Source organism: Bradyrhizobium betae (genome assembly GCF_008932115.1).
GTDB lineage: Bacteria > Pseudomonadota > Alphaproteobacteria > Rhizobiales > Xanthobacteraceae > Bradyrhizobium > Bradyrhizobium betae.
This window is the reverse complement of sequence record NZ_CP044543.1, coordinates 1,193,090-1,215,679: the sequence shown is the minus strand read 5'-3', so window position 1 is coordinate 1,215,679 and position 22,590 is coordinate 1,193,090. Positions and strand designations below refer to the sequence as shown.

21 protein-coding genes are annotated in these 22,590 nt (G+C 64.4%); 14 read left to right on the top strand and 7 right to left on the bottom strand.

The features are described 5' to 3' along the window. The first annotated feature begins 53 nt into the window (after positions 1–53). Complete coding sequence (locus tag F8237_RS05905; protein ID WP_151642844.1) at positions 54–1,484, top strand: aldehyde dehydrogenase family protein; 1,431 nt, start codon at positions 54–56, stop codon at positions 1,482–1,484. 193 nt (positions 1,485–1,677) lie between these two features. Here F8237_RS05905 and F8237_RS05900 read toward each other — a convergent pair whose 3' ends face one another. Next, positions 1,678–2,655, bottom strand: a complete 978-nt coding sequence (locus F8237_RS05900) for an SMP-30/gluconolactonase/LRE family protein (protein ID WP_151642843.1) — start codon at positions 2,653–2,655, stop codon at positions 1,678–1,680. A gap of 89 nt (positions 2,656–2,744) precedes the next feature. On the opposite strand from F8237_RS05900, the gene F8237_RS05895 reads away from it, so the two are divergent. Continuing rightward, a complete protein-coding gene (locus tag F8237_RS05895; RefSeq protein WP_151642842.1) occupies positions 2,745–3,569 on the top strand; it encodes an NAD-dependent epimerase/dehydratase family protein in 825 nt (274 codons plus the stop codon). Positions 3,570–3,718: 149 nt separating this feature from the next. On the opposite strand, the gene F8237_RS05890 is transcribed toward F8237_RS05895, so the two are convergent. Together F8237_RS05890 and F8237_RS05885 are read right to left on the bottom strand one after the other, a co-directional pair. Further along, positions 3,719–4,402 carry a nitroreductase gene (locus F8237_RS05890; RefSeq protein WP_151642841.1) on the bottom strand — a complete coding sequence of 228 codons (684 nt, stop codon included), beginning with the start codon at positions 4,400–4,402 and terminating at the stop codon, positions 3,719–3,721. Between the two features lie 79 nt (positions 4,403–4,481). Further along, a complete protein-coding gene (locus F8237_RS05885) occupies positions 4,482–5,162 on the bottom strand; it encodes a GntR family transcriptional regulator (protein ID WP_151642840.1) in 681 nt (226 codons plus the stop codon). 175 nt (positions 5,163–5,337) lie between these two features. On the opposite strand from F8237_RS05885, the gene F8237_RS05880 reads away from it, so the two are divergent. The 4 genes from F8237_RS05880 to F8237_RS05865 all read left to right on the top strand — a co-directional run bounded on the left by F8237_RS05880 (position 5,338) and on the right by F8237_RS05865 (position 10,191). Further along, entirely contained in the window at positions 5,338–7,056 is a 1,719-nt protein-coding gene (locus F8237_RS05880) for an IlvD/Edd family dehydratase (protein WP_162005889.1), read from the top strand. Positions 7,057–7,111: 55 nt separating this feature from the next. Further along, entirely contained in the window at positions 7,112–8,119 is a 1,008-nt protein-coding gene (locus F8237_RS05875; RefSeq protein WP_151642838.1) for a TRAP transporter substrate-binding protein, read from the top strand. Between the two features lie 156 nt (positions 8,120–8,275). Continuing rightward, a complete protein-coding gene (locus F8237_RS05870) occupies positions 8,276–8,854 on the top strand; it encodes a TRAP transporter small permease (protein WP_151642837.1) in 579 nt (192 codons plus the stop codon). Further along, complete coding sequence (locus F8237_RS05865; protein ID WP_151642836.1) at positions 8,851–10,191, top strand: TRAP transporter large permease; 1,341 nt, start codon at positions 8,851–8,853, stop codon at positions 10,189–10,191. Before F8237_RS05870 ends, F8237_RS05865 begins: the two co-directional genes overlap by 4 nt. 20 nt (positions 10,192–10,211) lie before the next feature. On the opposite strand, the gene F8237_RS05860 is transcribed toward F8237_RS05865, so the two are convergent. After that, positions 10,212–10,784 carry a histidine phosphatase family protein gene (locus F8237_RS05860; RefSeq protein WP_151650466.1) on the bottom strand — a complete coding sequence of 191 codons (573 nt, stop codon included), beginning with the start codon at positions 10,782–10,784 and terminating at the stop codon, positions 10,212–10,214. Between the two features lie 5 nt (positions 10,785–10,789). Continuing rightward, complete coding sequence (locus tag F8237_RS05855; RefSeq protein WP_151642835.1) at positions 10,790–11,584, bottom strand: enoyl-CoA hydratase/isomerase family protein; 795 nt, start codon at positions 11,582–11,584, stop codon at positions 10,790–10,792. Between the two features lie 252 nt (positions 11,585–11,836). On the opposite strand from F8237_RS05855, the gene F8237_RS05850 reads away from it, so the two are divergent. After that, positions 11,837–13,057, top strand: coding sequence for an NAD(P)/FAD-dependent oxidoreductase (locus tag F8237_RS05850; RefSeq protein WP_151642834.1), 1,221 nt, complete (start codon positions 11,837–11,839; stop codon positions 13,055–13,057). Here F8237_RS05850 and rbsK read toward each other — a convergent pair whose 3' ends face one another. Together rbsK and F8237_RS05840 are read right to left on the bottom strand one after the other, a co-directional pair. Next, positions 13,058–13,975, bottom strand: coding sequence for a ribokinase (gene rbsK / locus F8237_RS05845; protein WP_151642833.1), 918 nt, complete (start codon positions 13,973–13,975; stop codon positions 13,058–13,060). A gap of 18 nt (positions 13,976–13,993) precedes the next feature. Next, entirely contained in the window at positions 13,994–14,887 is an 894-nt protein-coding gene (locus F8237_RS05840; protein ID WP_151642832.1) for a sugar kinase, read from the bottom strand. Positions 14,888–15,089: 202 nt separating this feature from the next. Between F8237_RS05840 and F8237_RS05835 the strand changes: the two genes are divergently transcribed. The 7 genes from F8237_RS05835 to F8237_RS05805 all read left to right on the top strand — a co-directional run bounded on the left by F8237_RS05835 (position 15,090) and on the right by F8237_RS05805 (position 22,583). Beyond that, complete coding sequence (locus F8237_RS05835; RefSeq protein WP_162005888.1) at positions 15,090–15,938, top strand: VOC family protein; 849 nt, start codon at positions 15,090–15,092, stop codon at positions 15,936–15,938. 271 nt (positions 15,939–16,209) lie between these two features. After that, complete coding sequence (locus F8237_RS05830; RefSeq protein WP_151642831.1) at positions 16,210–16,869, top strand: TetR/AcrR family transcriptional regulator; 660 nt, start codon at positions 16,210–16,212, stop codon at positions 16,867–16,869. A 313-nt stretch (positions 16,870–17,182) separates the two neighbouring features. Further along, positions 17,183–17,992, top strand: coding sequence for an ABC transporter permease (locus F8237_RS05825; protein ID WP_151642830.1), 810 nt, complete (start codon positions 17,183–17,185; stop codon positions 17,990–17,992). Between the two features lie 52 nt (positions 17,993–18,044). Then, the gene (locus tag F8237_RS05820; RefSeq protein ID WP_162005887.1) at positions 18,045–19,037 is read left to right on the top strand and encodes an ABC transporter substrate-binding protein; all 993 of its coding nucleotides are present in this window, start codon (positions 18,045–18,047) and stop codon (positions 19,035–19,037) included. A 151-nt stretch (positions 19,038–19,188) separates the two neighbouring features. Beyond that, a complete protein-coding gene (locus F8237_RS05815; protein ID WP_151642828.1) occupies positions 19,189–20,034 on the top strand; it encodes an ABC transporter ATP-binding protein in 846 nt (281 codons plus the stop codon). 51 nt (positions 20,035–20,085) lie between these two features. Then, complete coding sequence (locus tag F8237_RS05810; RefSeq protein ID WP_244626078.1) at positions 20,086–21,435, top strand: enolase-like domain-containing protein; 1,350 nt, start codon at positions 20,086–20,088, stop codon at positions 21,433–21,435. Continuing rightward, on the top strand, positions 21,432–22,583 hold the full coding sequence (locus F8237_RS05805) for a Gfo/Idh/MocA family protein (protein WP_151642826.1): 1,152 nt from the start codon (positions 21,432–21,434) through the stop codon (positions 22,581–22,583). The genes F8237_RS05810 and F8237_RS05805 overlap by 4 nt, the downstream gene beginning before the upstream one ends. Positions 22,584–22,590 lie beyond the last annotated feature (7 nt).

Here is a 22,590-nt window from a genome sequence, read left to right as displayed (position 1 = left end):
TGCAAGGATGCCTGCCGAAACGCCCCCACCATGCCCCCAAGAAGAGGTTAACGATGGTCAATCGCATGCAATTCTACATCGACGGCGCCTGGGTCGATCCCGCCGTCAAGAAGTCCACCGCCGTGGTGAACCCCGCGACGGAAGAGGCGATGTACGAGGTTGCGCTGGGCTCCAAGGCTGACGTGGACAAGGCCGTCGCCGCCGCCAAGCGCGCCTTTGCGACGTTCTCCCAGACCAGCCGTGAAGAGCGCGTTGCGCTGCTCACCAAGGTGATCGAAATTTACAAGGGCCGTCTCAAGGAGATCGGCGCCGCCGTGTCCGACGAGATGGGCGCCCCGCTGCCGATGGCCGAAAAGCTCCAGGCCGGCGCCGGCCTCGGCCATCTCATGACCACGCTCGACGTGCTCAAGAACTATCATTTCGAGGAGCCCGTCGGCACCGCCATGGTGCTGCGCGAGCCGATCGGCGTGGTCGGCATGATCACGCCCTGGAACTGGCCGCTGAACCAGATCGCCTGCAAGGTCGCGCCCGCGCTCGCCGCCGGCTGCACCATGATCCTGAAGCCGTCGGAATTCACCCCGACCTCGGCGCTGATCTTCGCGGAAATCCTCCATGAAGCCGGCGTGCCGAAGGGCGTGTTCAATCTCGTCAACGGTCTCGGCCCCGAGGTCGGTGCCGCCATGAGCGAGCACCCCGACATCGACATGATCTCGTTCACCGGCTCGACCCGCGCCGGCATCGACGTTGCCAAGCGCGCGGCGCCGACCGTCAAGCGCGTCAGCCAGGAGCTCGGCGGCAAGTCGCCGAACGTCATCCTCGAAGGTGCCGACCTCACGAAGGCGGTGACCGGCGGCGTGATGCACATGTTCAACAACTCCGGCCAGTCCTGCAACGCGCCCTCGCGCATGATCGTGCCGCTGTCCAAGATGAAGGAAGTCGCCGCGATCGCGAAGGCGGTCGCCGACAAGACCAAGGCCGGTGATCCCCGCGCCGAAGGCACCACCATCGGCCCGGTCGTCAACCGCGGTCAGTGGGACAAGATCCAGGGCCTGATCAAGAAGGGCATCGACGAGGGCGCGACGCTCGTTGCCGGCGGCCCGGGCCTGCCCGAGGGCGTCAACAAGGGCTTCTACGTTCGCCCGACCATCTTCGCCGACGTCACCCCTGACATGACGATCGCCCGCGAAGAAATCTTCGGACCGGTGCTGACCATCATCGGTGCCAAGGACGAAGCCGAAGCCGTGCATATCGCCAACGACACGCCGTACGGTCTCGCCGGCTATGTCTCGGGCGCTTCGGTCGAGGACGCCAAGCGCGTCGGACGGCAGATACGCGCGGGCAACGTCAACCTCCAGGGCGTGCCCAACGACCGGAGCGCGCCGTTCGGCGGCTACAAGCAGTCGGGCAACGGCCGCGAGTGGGGCAAGTACGGCCTCGAGGACTTCCTCGAAGTGAAGGCGGTCGCCGGCTTCAACGCGGCGTAAGTTTCATCGCCTAAACAGAATGACGCCGGGGCGGGAAATCGCTCCGGCGTTTTTGTTTTGCTCCGTCGTCATTCCGGGGCATCGCGAAGCGATGAGCCCGGAATCCATTTGGCAACAGACTCCGTCGCATGATGGATTCCGGGCTCGCGCCGAAGACGGCGCGCCCCGGAATGACGGAGGATAGAGCCTGCGCCTATCCCCCCACCGCGCCCTGCGTGTTCACATACAGCGCGTAGATCGACTGGCTCGCCGCCATGAACAGGCGGTTGCGCTTGACGCCGCCGAAGCAGAGATTGGCGCAGCGCTCGGGCAGCGCGATGCGGCCGATCATGACTCCGTCGGGGGCGAACACGACGACGCCGTCGAGCTCGGGATCGCCCATGCCCCAGCCGCACCACAGATTGCCGTCGATGTCGCAGCGCATGCCGTCCGGCGTGCCGGGGCCTGCATCGATGAAGACGCGCTTGTTGGAGATGGTGGTGCCGTCCGCCGAGACGTCATAGGCGAGGATTTTCCGGTTCGGTACGCCGCGGGATTCCACGACGTACAAGATCTTCTCGTCGGGCGAGAAGCACAGCCCGTTCGGCCCGAGCACGCCTTCGGCGACGATGCTCGCCTTGCCGGTCGCGGGATCGAGCCGGTAGACATTCGGATCGATCTCTGAGTCCGCCTTGTAGCCCTCGTAATTGCCGAGCAGGCCGAAGGTGGGGTCGGTGAACCAGACCGCGCCGTCGGATTTCACCACGACGTCGTTCGGCGAGTTGAGCTTCTTGCCATTGAACGAGTCCATCAGCACGGTGATGCTGCCGTCGTATTCGGTGCGGGTAACGCGGCGCCCGCCGTGTTCGCAGGTGACGAGTCGGCCCTGCCGGTCGCGCGTGTTGCCATTGGCGAAATTGGAGGGCTTGCGGAAAACCGACACGGCGCCGGTCTCCTCCTCCCATTTGAGGATGCGCTGGTTCGAGATGTCGCTGCACAAGAGATAGCGTCCGTCGCCGAACCAGACCGGCCCCTCGGCCCAGCGCAGGCCGGTCGTCAGCCGCTCCACCGCCGACAGTTTCAGCCAGTATTTTTCGAAGCGGGGATCGAGCGCGTGAATGGCCGGATCGGGATAGTAGCTCGCCGGCCGCCAGCCTGACCGCTCCTGGGTGTGGGACGATGCCTCATTCATGTCGGTTCTCTCGTTTCGTTCCCTCTGGACAATGCTGCTATCATTGGAGACACGTGACGGCAAATCGGTCACCAACGACGAGGGAAGACATGCCGCGCATCTTGATGACGGGAGCTTCGGGCGGAATCGGAACGCGCCTGCGCAAATTGCTGCCGCCGATCTATCCCGACCTGCTCCTTTCCGACATCCGCGAGCCCAAGGACCTCGGCCCCAACGAGCAGTTCAAGGTCGCGGACCTGTCCGACCTCGCGCAGGTCGAGGCGCTCTGCGAGGGCGTCGACGGCATCATCCATTTCGGCGGCTATTCGGTCGAAGGCCCGTGGGACGACATCCTCCAGGCCAACATCATCGGCGGCTACAATCTGTTCGAGGCCGCCTACCGCAAGGGCGTCAAGCGCGTGGTGTTCGCCTCGTCCAACCACGTCGTCGGCTTTTATCCGCGCCACCACAAGATCGGCACCGACGTCACCGTGCGCCCCGACGGCCGCTATGGCGTCAGCAAGGTGTTCGGCGAGGCGGTCGGTTCGCTCTACGCCGACAAGCACGGGCTGAAGGTGACTTGCATCAGGATCGGCAATTGCGACGAACGTCCGCTCGACCATCGTCGCATCGCGATGTGGCTGAAGCCGGAGGATTTGGTGCAACTCTGCCAGATCGGGCTCGAGCATCCCGACATCCATTTCGAGGTGTTCTACGGTGTGTCCCTGAACGAGCGGGCCTGGTGGGACAACAGTCGCGCCTATGCGTTCGGCTATCGCCCCACGGGCCGCTCCGAGGATCACGTCGCGCACGCCATGGCCGAGCAGGCCAAGCTGAAGCCCGATCCGATCGGCGATCACTATCAGGGCGGCGCGTTCGCGAGCCTCGAGTTCGATGGTGACGCCAGCCGAATTATCGACTGGAATAAGCGGTAGCCTTCCTCACGTCATTGCGAGCGCAGCGAAGCAATCCAGTATCCCCCCGCGGAAAGACTCTGGATTGCTTCGCTGCGCTCGCAATGACGCGTTGCCGGACGCTGGCAAAAGTCGCCTGATCGCCGTTGCCGCACGAGATCAGTCTGCCTCTAGGCCCCGCTCGCAAATCCAACGAAAGTCGTCGCTTCATCGACTGACTTGCGTTCGGATATGACGGCGTTGGCAGGAAAGCTGTGATCTGGCCAGCCCAACGCGATGCTTTTCATGATCACCTGATCATCCGCAATCCCGGCATGCTCGCGCACGACGGGGGATTGCATGATGCCCTGGCTGTTGATCACGGCCCCGAGCCCCCGCGACCAGGCCGCGTTGACGAGCGCGGTCGCCACTGCGCCGCAGTCAAAGGCCGTATCGTCACTGGAGGCCAACTGGCGATCGTATGTGATGATCACGCAGACAGGCGCGTCGAACTGGCGAAAGCCGCGCAGAACCCAGTCCTGCCGCTGCTGCTTGTCGTCTCGCGCAATTCCCATTGCACTGAACAACTGCTTGGCAACGCCAATCTGGCGTTCGCGATGCACTCCCTCGAATGCCTGGCCGGTTCGAAACTCGCGCGAGTGCGGCACGCCCGCCAGATTGCGCTCGGTATTGCCCCTCCGGATCCGATCCAGCGGTTCTCCGGTGATGACGTAGAAATTCCACGGCTGGGTATTCATCGACGATGGCGCGCGCATCGCTAGCGCTAGAATTTCCTTGATCAATTCCGGCGGGACAGGATCGGGCTTGTAACCGCGAATGCTTCGCCGGCCGAGAATGACATCATCAAATTCCATCTTGCGGGTTTCCTGAATTGGCGTGATGCTGCGTTGTCCCTCAGAGTTTTGATCGTGTCTAGCCCAGCAAATTCGATCGTTAGCTCTGCTCTCCCGCAATCCTTGCCAGATAATCCGCCTTGCTGAACTGCATATGATCCACGCACAACTGCGCCAGCGCCCAGCTGTCGCGGCCCTTCAACAATTCGATCATAAGCTCGTGCTGGCGGCGTGATTGCGCTAGGCCGTCGCGGTCGGCGAGATTCTTGGCGCGCATCGGCAGCGTCAAACTCATATAATCCTGCAGCGAGCGGACCAGATAGGGATTGCCGCAAGCCGAGAACAGCGCGACGTGGAAGGCGTCGTTGGCTTCATGGATGCCGCGAAGGTCGCGGACGTCGGCCTTGGCGCAATAGTCGCGTTGCAGCGCAGTCAGCTCGTCGATCAGGACTTGCGGTGCGGGCAGGGGGATCATCAGCGCGGCCTGCCGCGTCAGCATCTCCCTGACTTCGTAGATCTGCCGGACCTCCTCGGCCGAGTAGAACCGCACGGTGGCGCCGACATTCTTCTCGCGGCGGACGATGCCGCGCCGCTCGGCATCCACCAGCGCCTGGCGCACGAAGTGCCGCGAGGTGCCGTAAGCCGACATCAACGCGTCTTCGGTGAGCCGCGCACCCGGGGCGAGGCGGCCGAAGATGATATCCTCCTCCAGCCGCGCGACAACGTCATCCGGATCGTCGCGCCGGATAGAAATGGCGTCTGCGGTGCGAATGTCGGACATGCCCTCGGCCTCCGGCGCCTGCCGGTCCGCTCTTAGGGAGCAGGACGAGGCCAGATTGTCAATAATTTGTGTCCGTGGGCGGTATTAGGAGTAGAAGCCGACCCGATCCGGCCCAATCTTATTGACAATCAGGGGGCAGACTGTAGCACAATGGCAAGCGAGAAGGAGCGGTGTGATGACGAGTGGTTTGCGCAAGGGTCTGACGAGCTATGGCGATGCCGGCTTCTCGCTGTTCCTGCGCAAGGCGTTCATCAAGGCCATGGGTTATTCCGACGACGCGCTGGAGCGCCCGATCGTCGGCATCACCAACACCTATAGCGACTACAATCCCTGCCACGGCAACGTCCCGCAGATCATCGAAGCCGCCAAGCGCGGTGTCATGCTGTCTGGCGCGATGCCGTTCGTATTCCCGACCATCTCGATCGCCGAGAGCTTTGCGCATCCGACCTCGATGTATCTGCGCAACCTGATGGCGATGGACACCGAGGAGATGATCCGGGCGCAGCCGATGGATTCGGTGATCGTGATCGGCGGCTGCGACAAGACGCTTCCCGCGCAGGTGATGGCCGCGATCAGCGCCGATCTGCCGACCGTGGTCATTCCCGTGGGGCCGATGGTGGTCGGCCACCACAAGGGCGAGGTGCTCGGCGCTTGCACCGACTGCCGCCGTCTCTGGGGCAAGTATCGCGCCGGCGAGATGGACGATGTCGAGATCGAAGCGGTGAACGGCCGTCTCGCGCCGTCGGTCGGCACCTGCATGGTGATGGGCACGGCCTCGACCATGGCCTGCATGATCGAAGCCATGGGTCTGTCGTTGCCGATGAGCGCGACGATTCCCGCGCCGCATGCCGAGCGTTTCCGCCTCGCCGAGGCGAGCGGCCGCGTCGCGGCCGAAATGGCCAAGACCAAGGGACCGAAGCCGAGCGAGCTCTTGACGCCGGCTTCCTTCAAGAACGCGCAGGTCGTGCTGCAGGCGATCGGCGGCTCGACCAACGGCCTGATCCATCTGACGGCGATGGCGCATCGCTCACCGCACCGGCTTGATCTCGGGGAATTCGACCAGATCGGCCGCGAGGTGCCGGTGCTGATCGATCTGAAGCCGTCGGGCGAACATTACATGGAGCATTTCCATCACGCCGGCGGCGTGCCGAAACTGCTGGCGCAGCTCGGCGACCTCGTCGATCTCGATGCGAAAACCATTTCAGGCCAGACGTTGCGCGATGTCGTCGCCAATGCGGAGGATGTGCCCGGTCAGGACGCGATCCGGTCGCGCGACAATCCGATCAAGAAGGAGGGCGGCCTTGCCGTCCTGCACGGCAATCTCGCGCCGCGCGGCGCGGTGATCAAGCAATCCGCCGCTAGCCCGAAGCTGCTGAAGCATACCGGGCGCGCCGTGGTGTTCGAATCCGTCGAGGATATGACCTTGCGGGTTGACGATCCTGATCTCGACGTCACCGCCGACGACGTGCTGGTGCTGCGCAATGCCGGCCCCAAGGGCGCGCCCGGCATGCCCGAGGCGGGCTATCTGCCGATCCCGAAGAAGCTCGCGCGCGGTGGCACCAAGGACATGGTGCGCATTTCCGACGCGCGCATGAGCGGCACCGCGTTCGGCACCATCGTTTTGCACATCACCCCGGAATCCGCCGTCGGCGGGCCGCTGGCGCTGGTGAAGAACGGCGACATGATCAGCCTGGATGTTGCAAAGCGCAGCATCGAGCTGCTGGTTGATGCCGCCGAGCTGGAGCGGCGCCGCGCGGCGTTGAAGCCGGCCGCTGCGCCCGACGAGGCGCGGCGCGGCTACGCCTGGCTGTTCAACGAGACCATCATGCAGGCCGATGAGGGCTGCGACTTCGATTTCATGCAGAGGACTGGGAAGAAGACCGAGACAGGCTGACAAACAACGAGCGCCCAGACCGCACAAGCGGCGGGCGATAAAACAGGGGGAAACGATGATTGCGCGATCCATGCCAAGATTCTTGCATGGCTTGGCGGCTGCGGCCGCCATGCTTCTCGTCACCGGAGCCGGGGCGCAGGAGGTGAAGCATTATCGCTTCGCCTATGACCAGCCGCGCAACACCGGCTATTCCATCGCGGGCGACCTGTTTGCCGACAAGCTCAAGGAATTGAGCAAAGGCACCATGATCATCGACCAGTACCCCGGCGCGCAACTGGGCCAGGAGCCGCAATTGCTGCAGCTCGTGAAGGCCGGCGATATCGAATTCGCGATCATCTCCTCGGCCAACACCGCGACCATCTCGCCGCAGGCCGGCGTGATGTCGCTGCACTTCCTGTTCCGCGACGAGAACCACGTCATCAAGGGGCTGGCCGATCCGAAAGTGTTCGAAGCGCTCAAGACCATGATCGACGAGACCACGCAGGGTCTGCACGTCATCGCGACGGGCTCGCAGGGTGTGCGCCACATGTACTCCAAGAAGGAGATTCACAATGTGGCTGATATCAAGGGCCTGAAGATCCGCGTGCAGGCCACCGCGACCGAGGACACCATGTTCCCGGCCTACGGCGCCCAGACCGTGCACATGCCGTTCGGCAGCGTCTACACGAGCTTGCAGACCGGTGTGGTCGAGGTCGCCGAGAACAGCATCAACGTCTACCTCGTCAACAAGCACTACGAGGTCGCCCCGGTCCTCAACATCACCGAGCACGAGGCCAACAACGCGCTGGTGTTCATCTCGGACAAGCTCTGGCAGAGCCTGTCTGCGGAGCAGAAGGGCTGGGTGCAGACGGCCGCGAACGAGATCAGCGCGAAGGAACCGGCGAAGGCGTTCGAGCTCGAGCGCAGTGCGGCCGAGAAGCTGAAGAAGATGGGCGTCAAGGTCGTCACGGACGTCGACAAGAAGAGCTTCACGGGGATTGCCGACCCCTATCTCGACAAGCTCGCCAAGGAGCTCGGCCCGCACGCCGAGAAGGTCAAGAATTTGATCCGGGCGATTAATTAAGCCGCGGTCTCCATTCTCTCCATGCGTCGTCCCGGCGAAAGCCGGGACCCATAACCACAGGATTGAGTTTGGCGAAGACTCGGAGTCGCCAGCTCGCGCAGCAATTCCCATTCGGGGGTATGGGTCCCGGCTTTCGCCGGGACGACGGAGAGATAGATGCCCATCGCCGACAAATTGCTCGTTCAGCGCCAGCGACACCTGAAATGGCGCTGGCTCGACTGGCTCGAGCTTGCGCTGATGATCCTGTGCGGCCTGCTCTGCTTCGGCTTCTCGCTGTCGGTGACCGCCGACATCGTCACCCGCACCATCGGCCATCCCTGGCTGTGGTTGCAGGAGGTCACCTCGACGCTGTTCATCTATGCGATCTTCGTCGGGACGGCGGCCGCGACCCGGCGCAATGACCACCTTTATCTCACCGCGATCTCGGAGGCGATGCACGGCACGCCGCGGATCATCGTCGAGGTGATCATCCGTCTCGTCGTGCTCGGCGTCGCGTTCTGCCTGATCTGGTATGGCTACCAGAACTATCTCCGCGGCTTCGGCAGCTTCCGCCTGCCGTCGGGCACGCCGATCGCTTCGCTCTACGCGATCATCCCGCTGTCTGGCGTGCTGGTCGGCCTGTTTACCATCGAGCAGTTGGTCAACGGCCTGCGCAACGGCTTTGACCATCCCGAGCCGCCGGAAGACCACGCTGCACCTGTCGTCGCCGACGCACAGATGAGGGCGCAGCCGTGAGCGCACCCGTCGTCCTGGCGTTGATGTCGATCTGCTTCCTGTCGTTCGGCTATCTCGGCGTGCCCGTGCCGTTCTCGCTGATGGCTGGCGTGTTCATCGGCGCGATCCTGTCGGATGTCTCGCTCGCCGCCATCATCCAGAAGATCTTCGACGGCGTCGATTCCGAGGCGCTGCTGGCGATCCCGTTCTTCCTGCTGGTCGGCGAGCTCATGAGCTCGGCCAATGTGGTGGTCAGAATAGCCAATCTGTCGGTGTCGCTGGTCGGGCACATCAGGGGCGGGCTGTCGCAGGTCGTCGTCGTCTTCAGCATGTTCTTCTCTGAAATGTCGGGATCGACCACGGCCGACGTCGCGGTGATGAGCCGCGCGCTGGGTGGTCCGATGAAACGGGAAGGCTACGAGCCCGCCTTCATCGCCGCCATCATCGCGTCGGCCTCGACCATCGCGGCGCTGGTGCCGCCGAGCATCACGGCCGTGGTCTATGGCGCGGTCGGCAACGTCTCGATCGCCGGCCTGTTCATGGCAGGCGTGGTGCCGGGCCTGATGATCGGCTTCGGCCTGATGATTTACTGCTACTTCTTCGGCCCCTCGGGCTTGCGCAAGCCGCGCGCGCCGCTGCGGCAGGTGGCGTTCGCCGCCGGCGATGCGGCTTTGCCGCTGATGATCCCGGTGATCCTGCTGGGCGGCATTCTCACCGGCTGGTTCACGCCGACGGAAGCCGGCGTCGTCGCCGTGGTCTGGATCATCCTGGTGGTGATCCCCGCGCTCAATCGCGGGCACATCAGGAAGATTCCCTACGATTTCTGCCTCGCCGGGCTGATCTTCTCGCTGCCGCTGATCACGATCGGCGCCGCCAATGCGTTCGGCTGGATGCTCGCTTACTTGCGCGGCGCCAGCTACATCGCCGATGTGATCACCTCGATCGCGGGCAACGATCCGCATTTGATCATGCTGCTGATGGTGCTGCTGTTCACCGTGGTCGGCGACTTCATCGAGCCGGTGCCGACCATCATCATCTTCATGCCGCTGGTGAATACGCTCACCGAGGCCGGCGACATCAACGCCGTGCACATGGGCGTGGTGCTGATCGCGACGCTCGCCTTCGGCCTGATCACGCCGCCTTACGGCCTGGTGCTGCTGATGGCGTCGAAATTCGTCGGCGTCAGTTTCGCCAAGGCGTTACGCGCCGCTTTGCCGATTTACGTCGTGTTTCTGGCCACCATCGCGTTCGCGATCTATTTCCCGAGCGTCGTGCTGTGGCTGCCGCAGCATGTGCTGCCGGAATCGGTCGGCTGCTTCAAGTCGCCGGCGGGGACGGGCTACATCTGCCCCAAGTAATCTTGATCAAGTGATCTTGTTTAAGTGACGAGCTGCTCGACGCGCCATTGCGCGTCGTCGCGGGTGTAGCGGAAAGGTATGCCGTGGCTGTTCTTGAAATAGGTGCCGCACAGCGCGTTCGCCATCCCCTGCATCACGGCGTCATGGCAGACGAAAAGGACGTCGTCGTCGGGATGACGGTCGAGCCAGGCGGAGACGCAAGCCAGCGACCTCTCGGTCATGTCGTCCCAGCTCTCGCCGTCCGCGGGCAGGATCGAGACGAGGCCCGTCGCCGATGTGACGCCGTGCTTCACCATGACGTCGCGGACGGGGAGACCCTCCAGGCTTCCGAAGTCGAATTCGATGATGCGCTCGTCGATGCTGAGCGGCACTGCGATCGCGTCGGCGATGATCTCGGCCGTTCGCGCTGCGCGCACCAGCGGGCTTGCGACGATCCGGCTGATGCCGATGCCGCGCAACATGCTGGCCGCCTCGTGCGCCTGCCGCAGGCCGTCCGCGTTCAGCGGGTTGTCGGTCCGGCCCTGGAAGCGCCCCTCGCGATTCCAGTCGGTGGCTCCGTGGCGCAGGCCGCAGAACGACCGCGAGGGCGTCATCGCGTTCACTTGCCCTTGCTCGTGAACTTCTTCACGGCGGTGCGAAACTCCTCCGTGTTCATCGCCATGATGATCTTGTGTTCTTCCGCGTCGAGCTGCTGCTTCACCGGCGTGGTGGCGGCCGAATAGACCAGCGACTTGGTGCCTGCGATGGCGGCCGGCGGGTTTTGCGCCAGGCGCTCGGCGAGCTGCCGTGTCGCGGCCTTCAGCTCGGTCGCCGGGACGATCCTGGCGACGAGGCCCCATTCATGGGCCTGCTGCGCGGTAAAATTGTCCTCGGCCAGGAAGATCTGCAGCGCGCGGCGGGAGCCGACCGTACCGACGATGCCGACCGTCGAGCCGCCATCCGGCGAGACGCCGATCTTGGCATAGGCGGGCGTGAATTTGGCGTCCTCTGCGGCGATGCAGAGGTCGGTGACGAAGGCGAGGCCCATGCCGGCGCCGGCCGCCGAGCCGTGCACGCTGGAGAGCGACAGCTTCGGCATGCGCCGGATGATCTCGATGAAGGCGTGATAGTGCTTGAGGAGCTCGCCGACGACCGGCGTCACCGTATTGGCTTCGGCGGCAGCGCCGATCGTCTGCAGATCGCCGCCGGCCGAGAAGGCGCGGCCTTCGCCTTCGATCACCACGACCCTGATGGCGTCGTCGGCCTCGACATAGGTCGCGAGCTGCTCGAGTTTCTGCGCGATGGCCAGGTTGACCGAGTTGAACGCGGCGGGGCGGTTGAGGGTGATGGTCGCGATCGGGCCGTCGATCCGCAGCAGGGCGGGATCATCTGGGTGGGAAACGGGAGCAGGCATTTTTGGAAGTCCCCGGCATGAGGTGGTTGCTGCAACTAAATCGCAGATGGCGAGGGGTGACAATCCCTGGCCGCCAGCCCCGGCCAGTGTCCCGCGCACCACTCTTGCGCAGGGCGGAACGATGGGATCAAATAGGGCGCCTTCGCCAAGGGACGGACACGAGCGCCGGCTCCTCCTGGGCAAGCAAGCCGAGATCAGTACGAGAGGAGACGACATGGGTTACGCTCGTGTCTTGCGGAAATGGGCTGTCCGATGACGGACGGTCCGGTGATCATTGTCGGTGCCGGCCATGGTGGCTACCAGGTCGCGGCATCGCTGCGCCAGGCGGGTTTTTCGGAGCGCATCTGCCTGATCAATGACGAGGCGCATCTGCCCTATCAGCGGCCGCCGCTGTCCAAGGCCTTCATCAAGGGCTCGGCCGGACCTGAGAGCCTGATGTTCCGGCCGGAGAAATTCTACCACGACCAGATCATCGAGCTGATCGCGGGCCACGCCGTGTCGATCGACCGCGCGGCGCGCAAGGTGCTGCTCGCCTCGGGCGAGGCGCTGCCCTACGGCCACCTGATCCTGGCGACGGGCGCGCGCAACCGCCTGCTCGACCTGCCCAATGCCAACCTGCCCGACGTGAAATATCTGCGCATCCTCGACGAGAGCGAGGCGCTGCGCCAGATCATGCCGTCGAAGACACGGGTGGTGGTGATCGGCGCCGGCTTCATCGGCCTCGAATTCGCGGCCACCGCGCGCATCAAGGGGCTCGAGGTCGACGTGCTCGAGCTCGCACCGCGCGTGATGGCGCGCGCGGTGACGGCGGAGGTCTCGGAATACTTCCAGCAGCGGCATCGCGAGGCCGGCATCCGCATCCACCTCGGCGTGCAGGCAACGTCCATCGAGGCTGCGGACGGCAAGGTGACCGGCGTCTCCCTGAGCGACGGCCGGCATCTGCCCGCCGACCTCGTCGTGGTCGGCGTCGGCGTGCTGCCGAACATCGAGCTCGCAGCGGAGGCGGGGCTACCCGTCGCCGCCGGCATCATCGTCGACGAATATCTTGCGACCTCCGATCCCAATATTTCCGCGATCGGCGATTGCGCGCTGTTCGCCAGCCCGCGCTTCGGAGGTTCGCTGCGGCTGGAATCGGTGCAGAACGCCACCGACCACGCCCGCTGCGTGGCGGCGCGGCTGACCGGCGACAAGAAGCCCTATGACGGTCATCCCTGGTTCTGGAGCGATCAGGGCGACGACAAGCTGCAGATGGCCGGGCTCACCACCGGCTACGACCGCGTCGTGCTGCGCGGAAATCCAGCGAACAAGGCGTTCTCGGCGTTCTGCTACAAAGGTGAAAAACTGCTCGGCATCGAGTCCGTCAACCGGGCCGGCGATCACATGTTCGGCCGCCGCTTGCAGGCCATGGACCGCTCGATCACGCCGGAGCAGGCGGCGGACGAGAGCTTCGACCTGAAGAGCGCGCTGGCGTGATCAGCCTGCGTTGAGAACCGCCGCCACTTCCGCGGCCGTCGGCATCGACGGCCCGGCGCCCATGCGCTGCACCGAGATCGAGGCGGCGGCATTGGCGAAGGCGAGGGCGGCGCGCAAAGCAACCTCGTCAGCCAGCTGCGCCGCGAGCGCGCCGACGAAACAATCGCCGGCGCCGGTGGTATCGACCGCCTTCACCGCACGGCCGGGCACGGCAAATTCCTCGCTGGCAGCCAGCGCCAGCACGCCGCGCTTGCCGAGCGTGACGCAGATGGTCTGGTCCGCGCGCGCCTGAAGCTGTCGCGCCACCTCGATGATGCGCGCAGCGCTGTCGTCCTCCGAAAGCTCCACACCGGCGAGGAAGCCGAGCTCGGTCTCGTTCAGTACGAGGACGTCGACGAGTGCGAGCAGCTCGCGCGACATGGCCTGCGCCGGCGCCGGGTTGAGCACCGTCGTGGCGCCGGCCTCGCGCGCGCGCTGGAAGAACGCGGCAATCGTCGGCAGCGGGATTTCGAACTGGCTGACCGCGACGTCGCCCTTCAGCAGCGGGACGACACGGACGTCGTCGGCGCCGACCAGCGCATTGGTGCCGGGAATGACGACGATGGTGTTGTCGGACGCGGCCACCGTGATGATGGCGGTCCCGGTATGTGCCTCGGCCGTCTCCTGGAGATAGCCGAGATCGATGCCCTGATCGCCGAGGAAGGCCTTCAGTTCAGCGCCGAAGGAATCCTTGCCCAGCCGGCCGATCAGCGTAGTCTGCGCGCCGAGCCGCGACGCGGCCACCGCCTGGTTGGCACCCTTGCCGCCCGGAAAATACAATACCTGCCGGCCTGCGACGGTCTCGCCGACTTTCGGGTGGCGATCGGCGGTCGCCACCACATCCATGTTGATGCTGCCGGCGACGAAGACGCGCCCCATGACCCACCTTTGCGAAGCTCAGACCCTGACTTCGAACTCGTGCCTGACTTTGGCGATGTCCACAAGGGTTGGAAGTCCCGCCTCGTTGCCAAGCCGCTGGATCTTGAAGGTCGAGGCGGCGCGAGCGAAATCGAAATGTTCGCGCCAGCTTTTGCCGGGATGGGCGAGGTAGGAATAGACATAGGCGCCGTGGAAGACGTCGCCGGCGCCATTGGTGTCGATCACGCGCTCGCGCGGGATCGGCATCGCCGGCATGATCTCGACCGCGCCGGTTTCGTTGTACCAGAGCAGGCCCTTCTCACCCATGGTGACGCCGCCGATCTTGCAGCCGCGGCCCTTGAGATAGTCGAGCATCTTCTCCGGCGTCAGGTCCATCTGCTCGCACAGGCGCTCGGCGACGATGGCGACGTCGATGAATTCCAGCAGCTCATGCGTGTTGGTGCGCAGGCCGCCGCCGTCGAGCGAGGTCAGGATACCGGCCTCGCGGCAGACTTTTGCGTAGTGGAGCGCGGCATCCGGCTGATGGCCGTCGACATGCAGCACGCGGCAGCCGCCGAGATTGAGCATCGGAAAGGGGTGGATGTGATCGTCGTCGCGGCAGCGGACGATGGCCCGCTTGCCGTCCTTGGGCATGATGAAGGACAGCGAGGACTGATTCACCTTCCGCCCATGCAGCGAGATTCCGTACTTCGCGCACATGTCCATGAACATGCGGCCGAGCCAGTCATTGGCCGCGGTGGCGATCAGATCGGGCACGATGCCGAGCTTGGCGCAGCAGAACGCCGCCGTAACCGCATTGCCGCCGAAAGAGACCGCGTAGTCGGTCGCCACGTGCTTCTCGTCGCCGGTCGGCATGTGGTCGGTGATGAAGACGACGTCGATATAGGTCTGTCCGATAAAGAGAGCCTGCATTGGTTGTCCGTGATGCGCTGGGTGGTCCCGGCCGGCAGCTTACCTTAGCACCGCTTCGGCAGGAGGAACGCCAAAAATATTCGCAATCCCATGACGATAGGTGCTTGAGGTCGATCAGGGGCCGGAATACGACCGTGGCAGAGCCAACGACCCCCAGGGCTTGTCAGGGGCGTTTCGGTTCCGGATTCGGAAGGGAGGGAACATGATCACCGGCCTCGATCACGTCGTCGCTCTGGTCAGGGATATCGGTGCGGCCAAGGCGGCCTATCAGACGCTGCTTGGGCGAGCGCCCGCATGGCAGAATGCCGGCGAGGGCGCCGACCGCGTGCTCTTCACCCTGGACAACATGACGATCGAGTTGATGGCGCCGAGCGGCTTCAGCGTGACCGCCGACCGCATGCGCGCGCTGCTCGACGACCAGGAAGGCGTGCTCGCGAGCCTGTGCTTTCGCGTCGCGGACATGGGCAAGATGCACCGGCGGCTGGACCGGGTGGCCTTGAAGCCGGACCCGGTCACCGAGGTCGAAAGCAGCGATGCCGAATCCGGTGCGGTGCTTCACTGGAAGCGCACGCGTGCCGCCACCGAGCTGACGCGCGGGGTGCGGATGTTCTTCCTCGAACTGGCCGACGAGCGCCCCAAATCGGCCGTGACCGACATCGCGCCGATCGACGCGCTCGACCACGTCGTGATCACCACCGAGGATTCCGACCGCGCCGCCGCGCTCTATGGCGCGCGGCTCGGGCTCGATCTCGCACTCGACCGCTCCCATCACGACTGGGGCCAGCTGATGTTCTTCCGCTGCGGCGACCTCATCGTCGAGGTGGTGCGCCGTCCCGTGGCGGGTGGCGATTCCCTGCACGACCGCCTCTGGGGCCTGAGCTGGCGCGTCGCCGACATCGACGCCACCCGCGCCCGCCTGATCGCCGCCGGCCTCGACGTCACCGAAGTGCGCAACGGCCGCAAGCCCGGCACGCGGATCATGACGGTGCGGAGCGGCACCTGCGGCATCCAGACTGTGCTGCTGGAGCGCTCGCCGAAGCCGGCGGAGTGAAGGCACATAAAGTGTCGTGTCCCGGACGCGCTGCGGCGCGTAGCGCTGCTGCGCGGAGCCGGGACCCAGAAGGCTGCGACCTCTCACTCTGAGAGATGGGCCCCGGCTCTGCAGCGCACCGCTGAAGAGCGCTGCGCTGCGTCCGGGGTACGAGATCGTTCTCAAACGCCCGCCCGCGTGATACACGCGTGTTACCAGCACTCCAGCGAGCACCCGATTGGCGAAGGCAACGGCAAAGCGAACTCTGAAATGGCAGCGTGACCCCGAGGGGATGCGGCTGCGAATTCTCGAAGCCGCCAAGCAGGAGTTTTCGACCCACGGGCTCGCCGGTGCGCGGGTCGATCGCATCGCCGCCAAGGCCGGCGCCAACAAGCGCATGCTGTATTATCACGTCGGCAACAAGGACGAGCTCTATCTGGCGGTGCTCGAAGGCGCCTACGACAAGATCCGCAGCGAGGAGCGGGGTCTCGACCTCGAGCATCTCGATCCGCCCAAGGCGATCCGGCGCCTGATCGAGTTCACCTGGAATTACTTTCTCCGCAACCCGGAATTCCTGTCGCTGCTCCAGACCGAGAACCTCGCGCGCGCAAAGCATTTGAAGCGCTCGGCCAAGGTCAAGTCGATGCACTCGCCGTTCGTCGAGATGATCCGCACCGTGGTGCGGCGCGGCGTCGAGAGCGGCGACTTCCAGGTCGCGGTCGATCCGGTTCAGCTCTACATCTCGATCGCGGCGCTCAGCTTCTTCTATCTCTCCAACTCGGCCACGCTCAGCGTGATCTTCGGTCGCGACCTCCTGGACAAGAAAGCCAAGGACGAGCGTCTGGCGCACATGGCCGGCCTGGTGCTGGCCGCGCTGACGGGGCGGTCGTCGGAGCTGCTGGAGATCGCGAAGGCTCCGAAGCCGCGAGCCGCGGTGGCGCAGGTGGTTTAGTCCGTAGCCCGGATTTCGCTTCGCTCCATCCGGGCTACGACACTGTCCCCTCAATCTCCGCTGTCATCGCCCGACTTGATCGGGCGATCCAGTATTCCAGAGACGCCGGTGAAATTCGGGGAAGCTGCGGCGTACTGGATTCCCCGCTTTCGCGGGGAATGACAGCGGGGGTGGGGCGCGGCGATCCTGCCACACCGCCATCATGCCTTTCGCCAACCGGAACCGGCACAAAACGTCACAGGGAATCCTCTGGACAGTATTTATCCAACGGGTTAATTTCTCCCCCGAAGAACAAGAATGCCGGGAGTGAGACGTGGCTGAAGTGAAGCCGCAAGGCGCGGTGTCCAAGATGCTGAATGCGGCCTGGATCCGGCCGTTCTTGTTTCTGGTCTTCATCGTGGTGGCCTGGGATCTCGCGATCCGTGTGTTCAGGATTCCCGCCTACCAGATCCCGGCGCCGGCCGACGTCGTCACCGTGCTCCGCACCGAATGGCCGGAACTGCTGCGTCAGTCCTGGCCGACCACCTACGCGACCGTCTGCGGCTTCCTGCTGTCGGCGCTGTTCGGCATTCCCGTCGCGATGCTGATTGCGGGTTCGAAGACGGTGGAGAGTTACGTCTATCCGCTGCTGGTATTCTCGCAGTCCGTGCCAAAGATCGCGATTGCGCCGCTGTTCGTGGTCTGGTTCGGCTTCGGCATTATCCCAAAGGTCATATCGGCGTTCCTGCTCGGCTTTTTCCCGGTGGTGGTCTCGGCCGTACAGGGCTTCAAATCGGTCGACCCTGACATGGTCGATCTCGCCCGCGCCATGCAGGGCAGCCGGTTCCGGGTTTTCCTCGCGGTGAACCTGCCGCATGCGCTGCCGGCGATCTTCTCCGGCCTCAAGGTGTCGGTGACACTCGCCGTGGTCGGTGCCGTCGTCGGCGAGTTCGTCGGCTCCAATTCCGGCATCGGCTACGTCATGCAGCGCTCGATCGGCACGTTCGACCTGCCGACCATGTTCGCGGCGCTCGTCATCCTGGCGCTGCTCGGCGTGATCCTGTTCTGGATCGTGGACCGGATCGAGAAGCTGGTCATTCCCTGGCATGTCAGCCAGCGCGAAGACGTGATTTTCGCATCTTAATTTAAGCAACGGCCACCAACGACCGAGACATAACGACAAAGGGAGAGTGACGATGAAGCGGTGGATTGGAGCTGTCTCGACGGCGCTGATGGTGTTCGCGGCCATGCCGGCGCAAGCCGCCGACAAGGTCGTGCTGATGCTCAACTGGTACGTCTATGGCGAGCACGCGCCGTTCTATTACGGCAAGGCCAAGGGCATCTATGCCGCCGAAGGCATCGACCTCGAGATCCAGGAAGGCCGCGGCTCGGCGGCGACCACGCAGGCCGTTGCCGCCAAGACCGCGGACTTCGGCTATGTCGACGTTCCCACCATGATGCGCGCAGCGATCAAGGGCGCGCCTGTGGTTGCGACCGGCGTGCTGCTCCAGACCAGCCCGATGTCCGCCATGGGCTTCGCCGACAAGAACATCAAAAAGCCCGAGGACATCAAGGGCAAGACGGTGGCGATCACGCCGGCCGATTCCATGACCCAGATCTGGCCGCTGTTCCTGAAGAAGACCGGCCTGAAGGAAAGCGATTTCCAGACCGTCGCCGGTGACGGCCAGACCAAGCTCAACGCGGTCATCAACGGCCAGGCCGATCTGCTGCTCGGCTACGTCATGGACCAGTCGATGAAGATCAAGGACGCCACCGGCAAGGACGTGTTCCCGATCAAGTTCTCCGACTACGGCATCAACATGGTCTCCTCGGGCATCATCGCCAACTCGGATTACGTGAAGGCCAATGCCGACCTCGTCCGCCGCTTCATGTCGGCGACGACCAAGTCGGTCGAGGCCGCCGAGAAGGAGCCGAAGGCCGCGGCGCAGTCGATCCTCGATGCCAACCCCAAGGGCGGCAAGATCGACACGCTGACGCAGGGCTTTGAGCTGACCATTCCGCTCTACCGGACGCCCGAGACCAAGAGCAAGCGCCCGTTCCAGGTCACCGACCAGAACATGACCGACAGCGTCAATTTGATGGTCGAATATGGCGGGCTGGACGCCAAGGCCAAGGACAACCCGAAGGCGTTCTACACCAACGACTACCTGCCGAAGAGTGGCTCGTGAGCGACAAATATTCGCCGTCGTCCCTGCGAACGCAGGGACCCATAACCACCGGCCTTGATTGTTCGGGAAGGTCTCTAGCCGCGTACTCCAACGCGCCGGCACGGCGTATGGGTCCCTGCGTTCGCAGGGACGACGTGGGGAGAGAGCCGCGATGAACCCTGCGACCAGACCAATCGACATGCAGCCGGCCGCGCATCTGAGACTGGTGCGCGACCGGGCCGGCAACGACGCGTCGGGCATCAAGCTGTCGGGCGTTTCCAAGACCTACCGGACGCGCGACGGAGATGTGCCGTCGCTGCGGCCGCTCGACTTCCACATCAACGACGGCGAGTTCTTCGTCGTGGTCGGCCCCAGCGGCTGCGGCAAGTCCACCCTGCTCAAGCTGATTTCGGGACTGCTGCCGCCGAGCACGGGCGAGATCCTGGTCGAGGGTGAGAAGGTGACGACGCCGCACGGCAATGTCGGCATCGTGTTCCAGAACGCATTGCTGCTGCCGTGGCGCAACATCCTGTCCAACGTGATGCTGCCGATCGACATGAAGCGGCTGCCGCGGCAAAAATATCTCGATCGCGCCAAGGCGCTGTTGAAGATGGTCGGGCTCGATGGTTTTGAGAACAAGCTGCCCTGGCAGTTGTCCGGTGGCATGCAGCAGCGAGCTTCGATTTGCCGCGCGCTGGTGCACGATCCCAAAATCATGCTGATGGACGAGCCGTTCGGCGCGCTCGACGCGCTGACGCGCGAGCGCATGAATGTCGAGCTGATGCGGATACAGCGCGAGACCAGGAAGACGGTGCTGCTGATCACACATTCGATCCCCGAGGCCGTGTTCCTCGCCGACCGCGTGCTGGTGATGACGGAACGTCCCGGTGCGGTCGCGGCGATCTACGACGTGCCGCTGCCGCGCCCGCGTTCGCTCGACGTGATGGCCGACCCCGTCTTCACCGAGCTCGTGCAACGCATCCGCAAGCATTTCTTCTCGCAAGGTGCATTGGACTAACACCATGGCCCCCGCCTGAAGCTGCGAGACATTGCCTTCTTCGAACGCCCGGTGCATTTCGCGCGGCCGTTCCGCTTTGGCGCGGTTACCATCAACGCGACGCCGCAGCTGTTCGTGCGGGTCGAGATCGAGGTCGAGGGGCGGGGCACCGCCGTCGGCGCCAGCGCCGAGCTGCTGGTGCCGAAATGGTTCGACAAGCGGCCGGAGCTGTCGCCGGCACAGACGGTCGACGGCCTGCGCCGCTCGCTGGCGATCGCGCGCGGTCTTTATCTGGCGCGGAACGGATTCCTCACGGCGTTCGACCTGCATGCATCCTGCATCGGTGCCCAGGTTGCGACCTGCGCGAAGAAGAACATCCCGTCGCTTGCCGCAGCCTATGGTCCGGCGGAGATCGACAAGGCGATCCTCGACGCGCTGCTGCGCGCCGTGGAGACCAATTTCTTCGATGGCATGGCCGGGAATGTCGCCGGCATCGATGCGCGACTGTCGCCCGACCTGATGGACGCGGATATCGCCCAGTTCCTCTCAGGTCGAAAGCCGCTGCCGCGCGTTGCGATCAGGCATACCGTCGGCCTCGACGATACCGTCGAAGGCGAGGGCGGTGTTGCGGATGCGCACGAGAACGCCGGTGCGAAATATTTCAAGCTGAAGCTGGCGGGCGATCCCGCTCACGATGCGGCGCGGCTGGCGCGCATCGGCCGGGAGCTCGATGCGATCGGACGCGCCACCAAGGTGACGCTCGATGCGAACGAGCAATACGCCGATCTCGCCGGACTGCACGCGCTGATGGATCGGCTCGATCATGATACCGCATTGCGACCGATCGCGTCGCGTCTGCTCTATGTCGAACAGCCGATGCCGCGCGACATCACCCGGCAATCCCCGCTCGGCTCGCTGGCCGCGCGCGGCTTCATCATCGACGAAGCCGACGATTCCTACGACGCGTTCCCGTCGGCGCGGGCGCTCGGCTATAGCGGCATCTCGTCGAAATCGTGCAAGGGGCTCTACAAGTCCATCGTCAACGCGACGCGCGCGGCGAAATGGAGCGCGGGCGGCGCGCGGTTCTTCGTGACCGGCGAGGACCTGACCTGCCAGGCCGGCCTTGCGGTGCAGCAGGATCTCGCGCTCGGCGCCTTTCTCGGCATCACCCATGCCGAACGCAACGGCCATCACTATGTCGACGGCTTTGGCGAGACGCCTGCCGCCGAGGCGCAGGGCTTCGCAGCCGCGCATCCCGATCTCTATGCCGATGCCGGACAGGGCGTCCGGCTCAACATTCACGACGGCGATCTCCTGACGGGATCGCTTCATGCTGCGGGCTTTGCGACGTCTGTCCATCCGGACTGGTCGGCATTGCGCCCGCTCGAACAGCCAGGATCACTTCAGGAGCAATTGGCATGACAACGCAACGCCTCGGCCTCATCATGAACGGCGTCACCGGCCGCATGGGGCTCAATCAGCATCTGATCCGCTCGATCGTCGCGATCCGCGAGCAGGGCGGCGTCCGCTTGAAGAACGGCGACCGCGTCATGCCCGATCCGATCCTGGTCGGCCGCAGCGCCGAGAAGGTCGAGGCACTCGCCAGGCGCTACAACATCACGCGCTGGATCACCGATCTCGACGCCGCGCTCGCCGACAAGAACGACACCATGTTCTTCGATGCGGCGACCACGCAGGCCCGGCCCGGTCTGCTGACCCAGGCCATCAATGCCGGCAAGCATGTCTATTGCGAAAAGCCGATCGCGACGAACTTCGAGGAGGCGCTCGAAGTCGTCAAGCTCGCCAACGCCAAGGGCGTCAAGCACGGCACGGTGCAGGACAAGCTGTTCTTGCCCGGCCTGAAGAAGATCGCCTTCCTGCGCGATTCCGGTTTCTTCGGCCGCATCCTCTCGGTGCGCGGCGAGTTCGGCTATTGGGTGTTCGAAGGCGGCTGGCAGGAAGCGCAGCGGCCATCCTGGAATTATCGCGACGAGGACGGCGGCGGCATCATCCTGGACATGGTCTGCCACTGGCGCTACGTGCTCGACAATCTCTTCGGCAACGTCCAGAGCGTGGTCTGTATCGGCAACACCGACATTCCCGAGCGCTTCGACGAGCAGGGCAGGAAGTACAAGGCGACCGCCGACGATTCCGCCTACGCGACCTTCCAGCTCGAAGGTGGCGTCATCGCCCACATCAACATGTCCTGGGTCACCCGCGTCTATCGCGATGATCTCGTCACCTTCCAGGTCGACGGCACCCATGGCTCGGCGGTCGCAGGCCTCACCGACTGCATGATCCAGGCGCGGCAGGCAACCCCGAGGCCGGTGTGGAATCCCGATGAGAAGCGGTTGCATGATTTCTACGGCGACTGGCAGAAGCTGCCGGACAACGTCACCTACGACAACGGTTTCAAGGAGCAGTGGGAGATGTTCATCCGCCACGTTTACGAGGATGCGCCCTACAAGTTCACGCTGCTCGAAGGCGTCAAGGGCGTGCAGCTCGCCGAATGCGCGCTGAAGAGCTGGAAGGAACGGCGCTGGATCGACGTCGCCCCGATCAAGGTCTGAGGAGGGG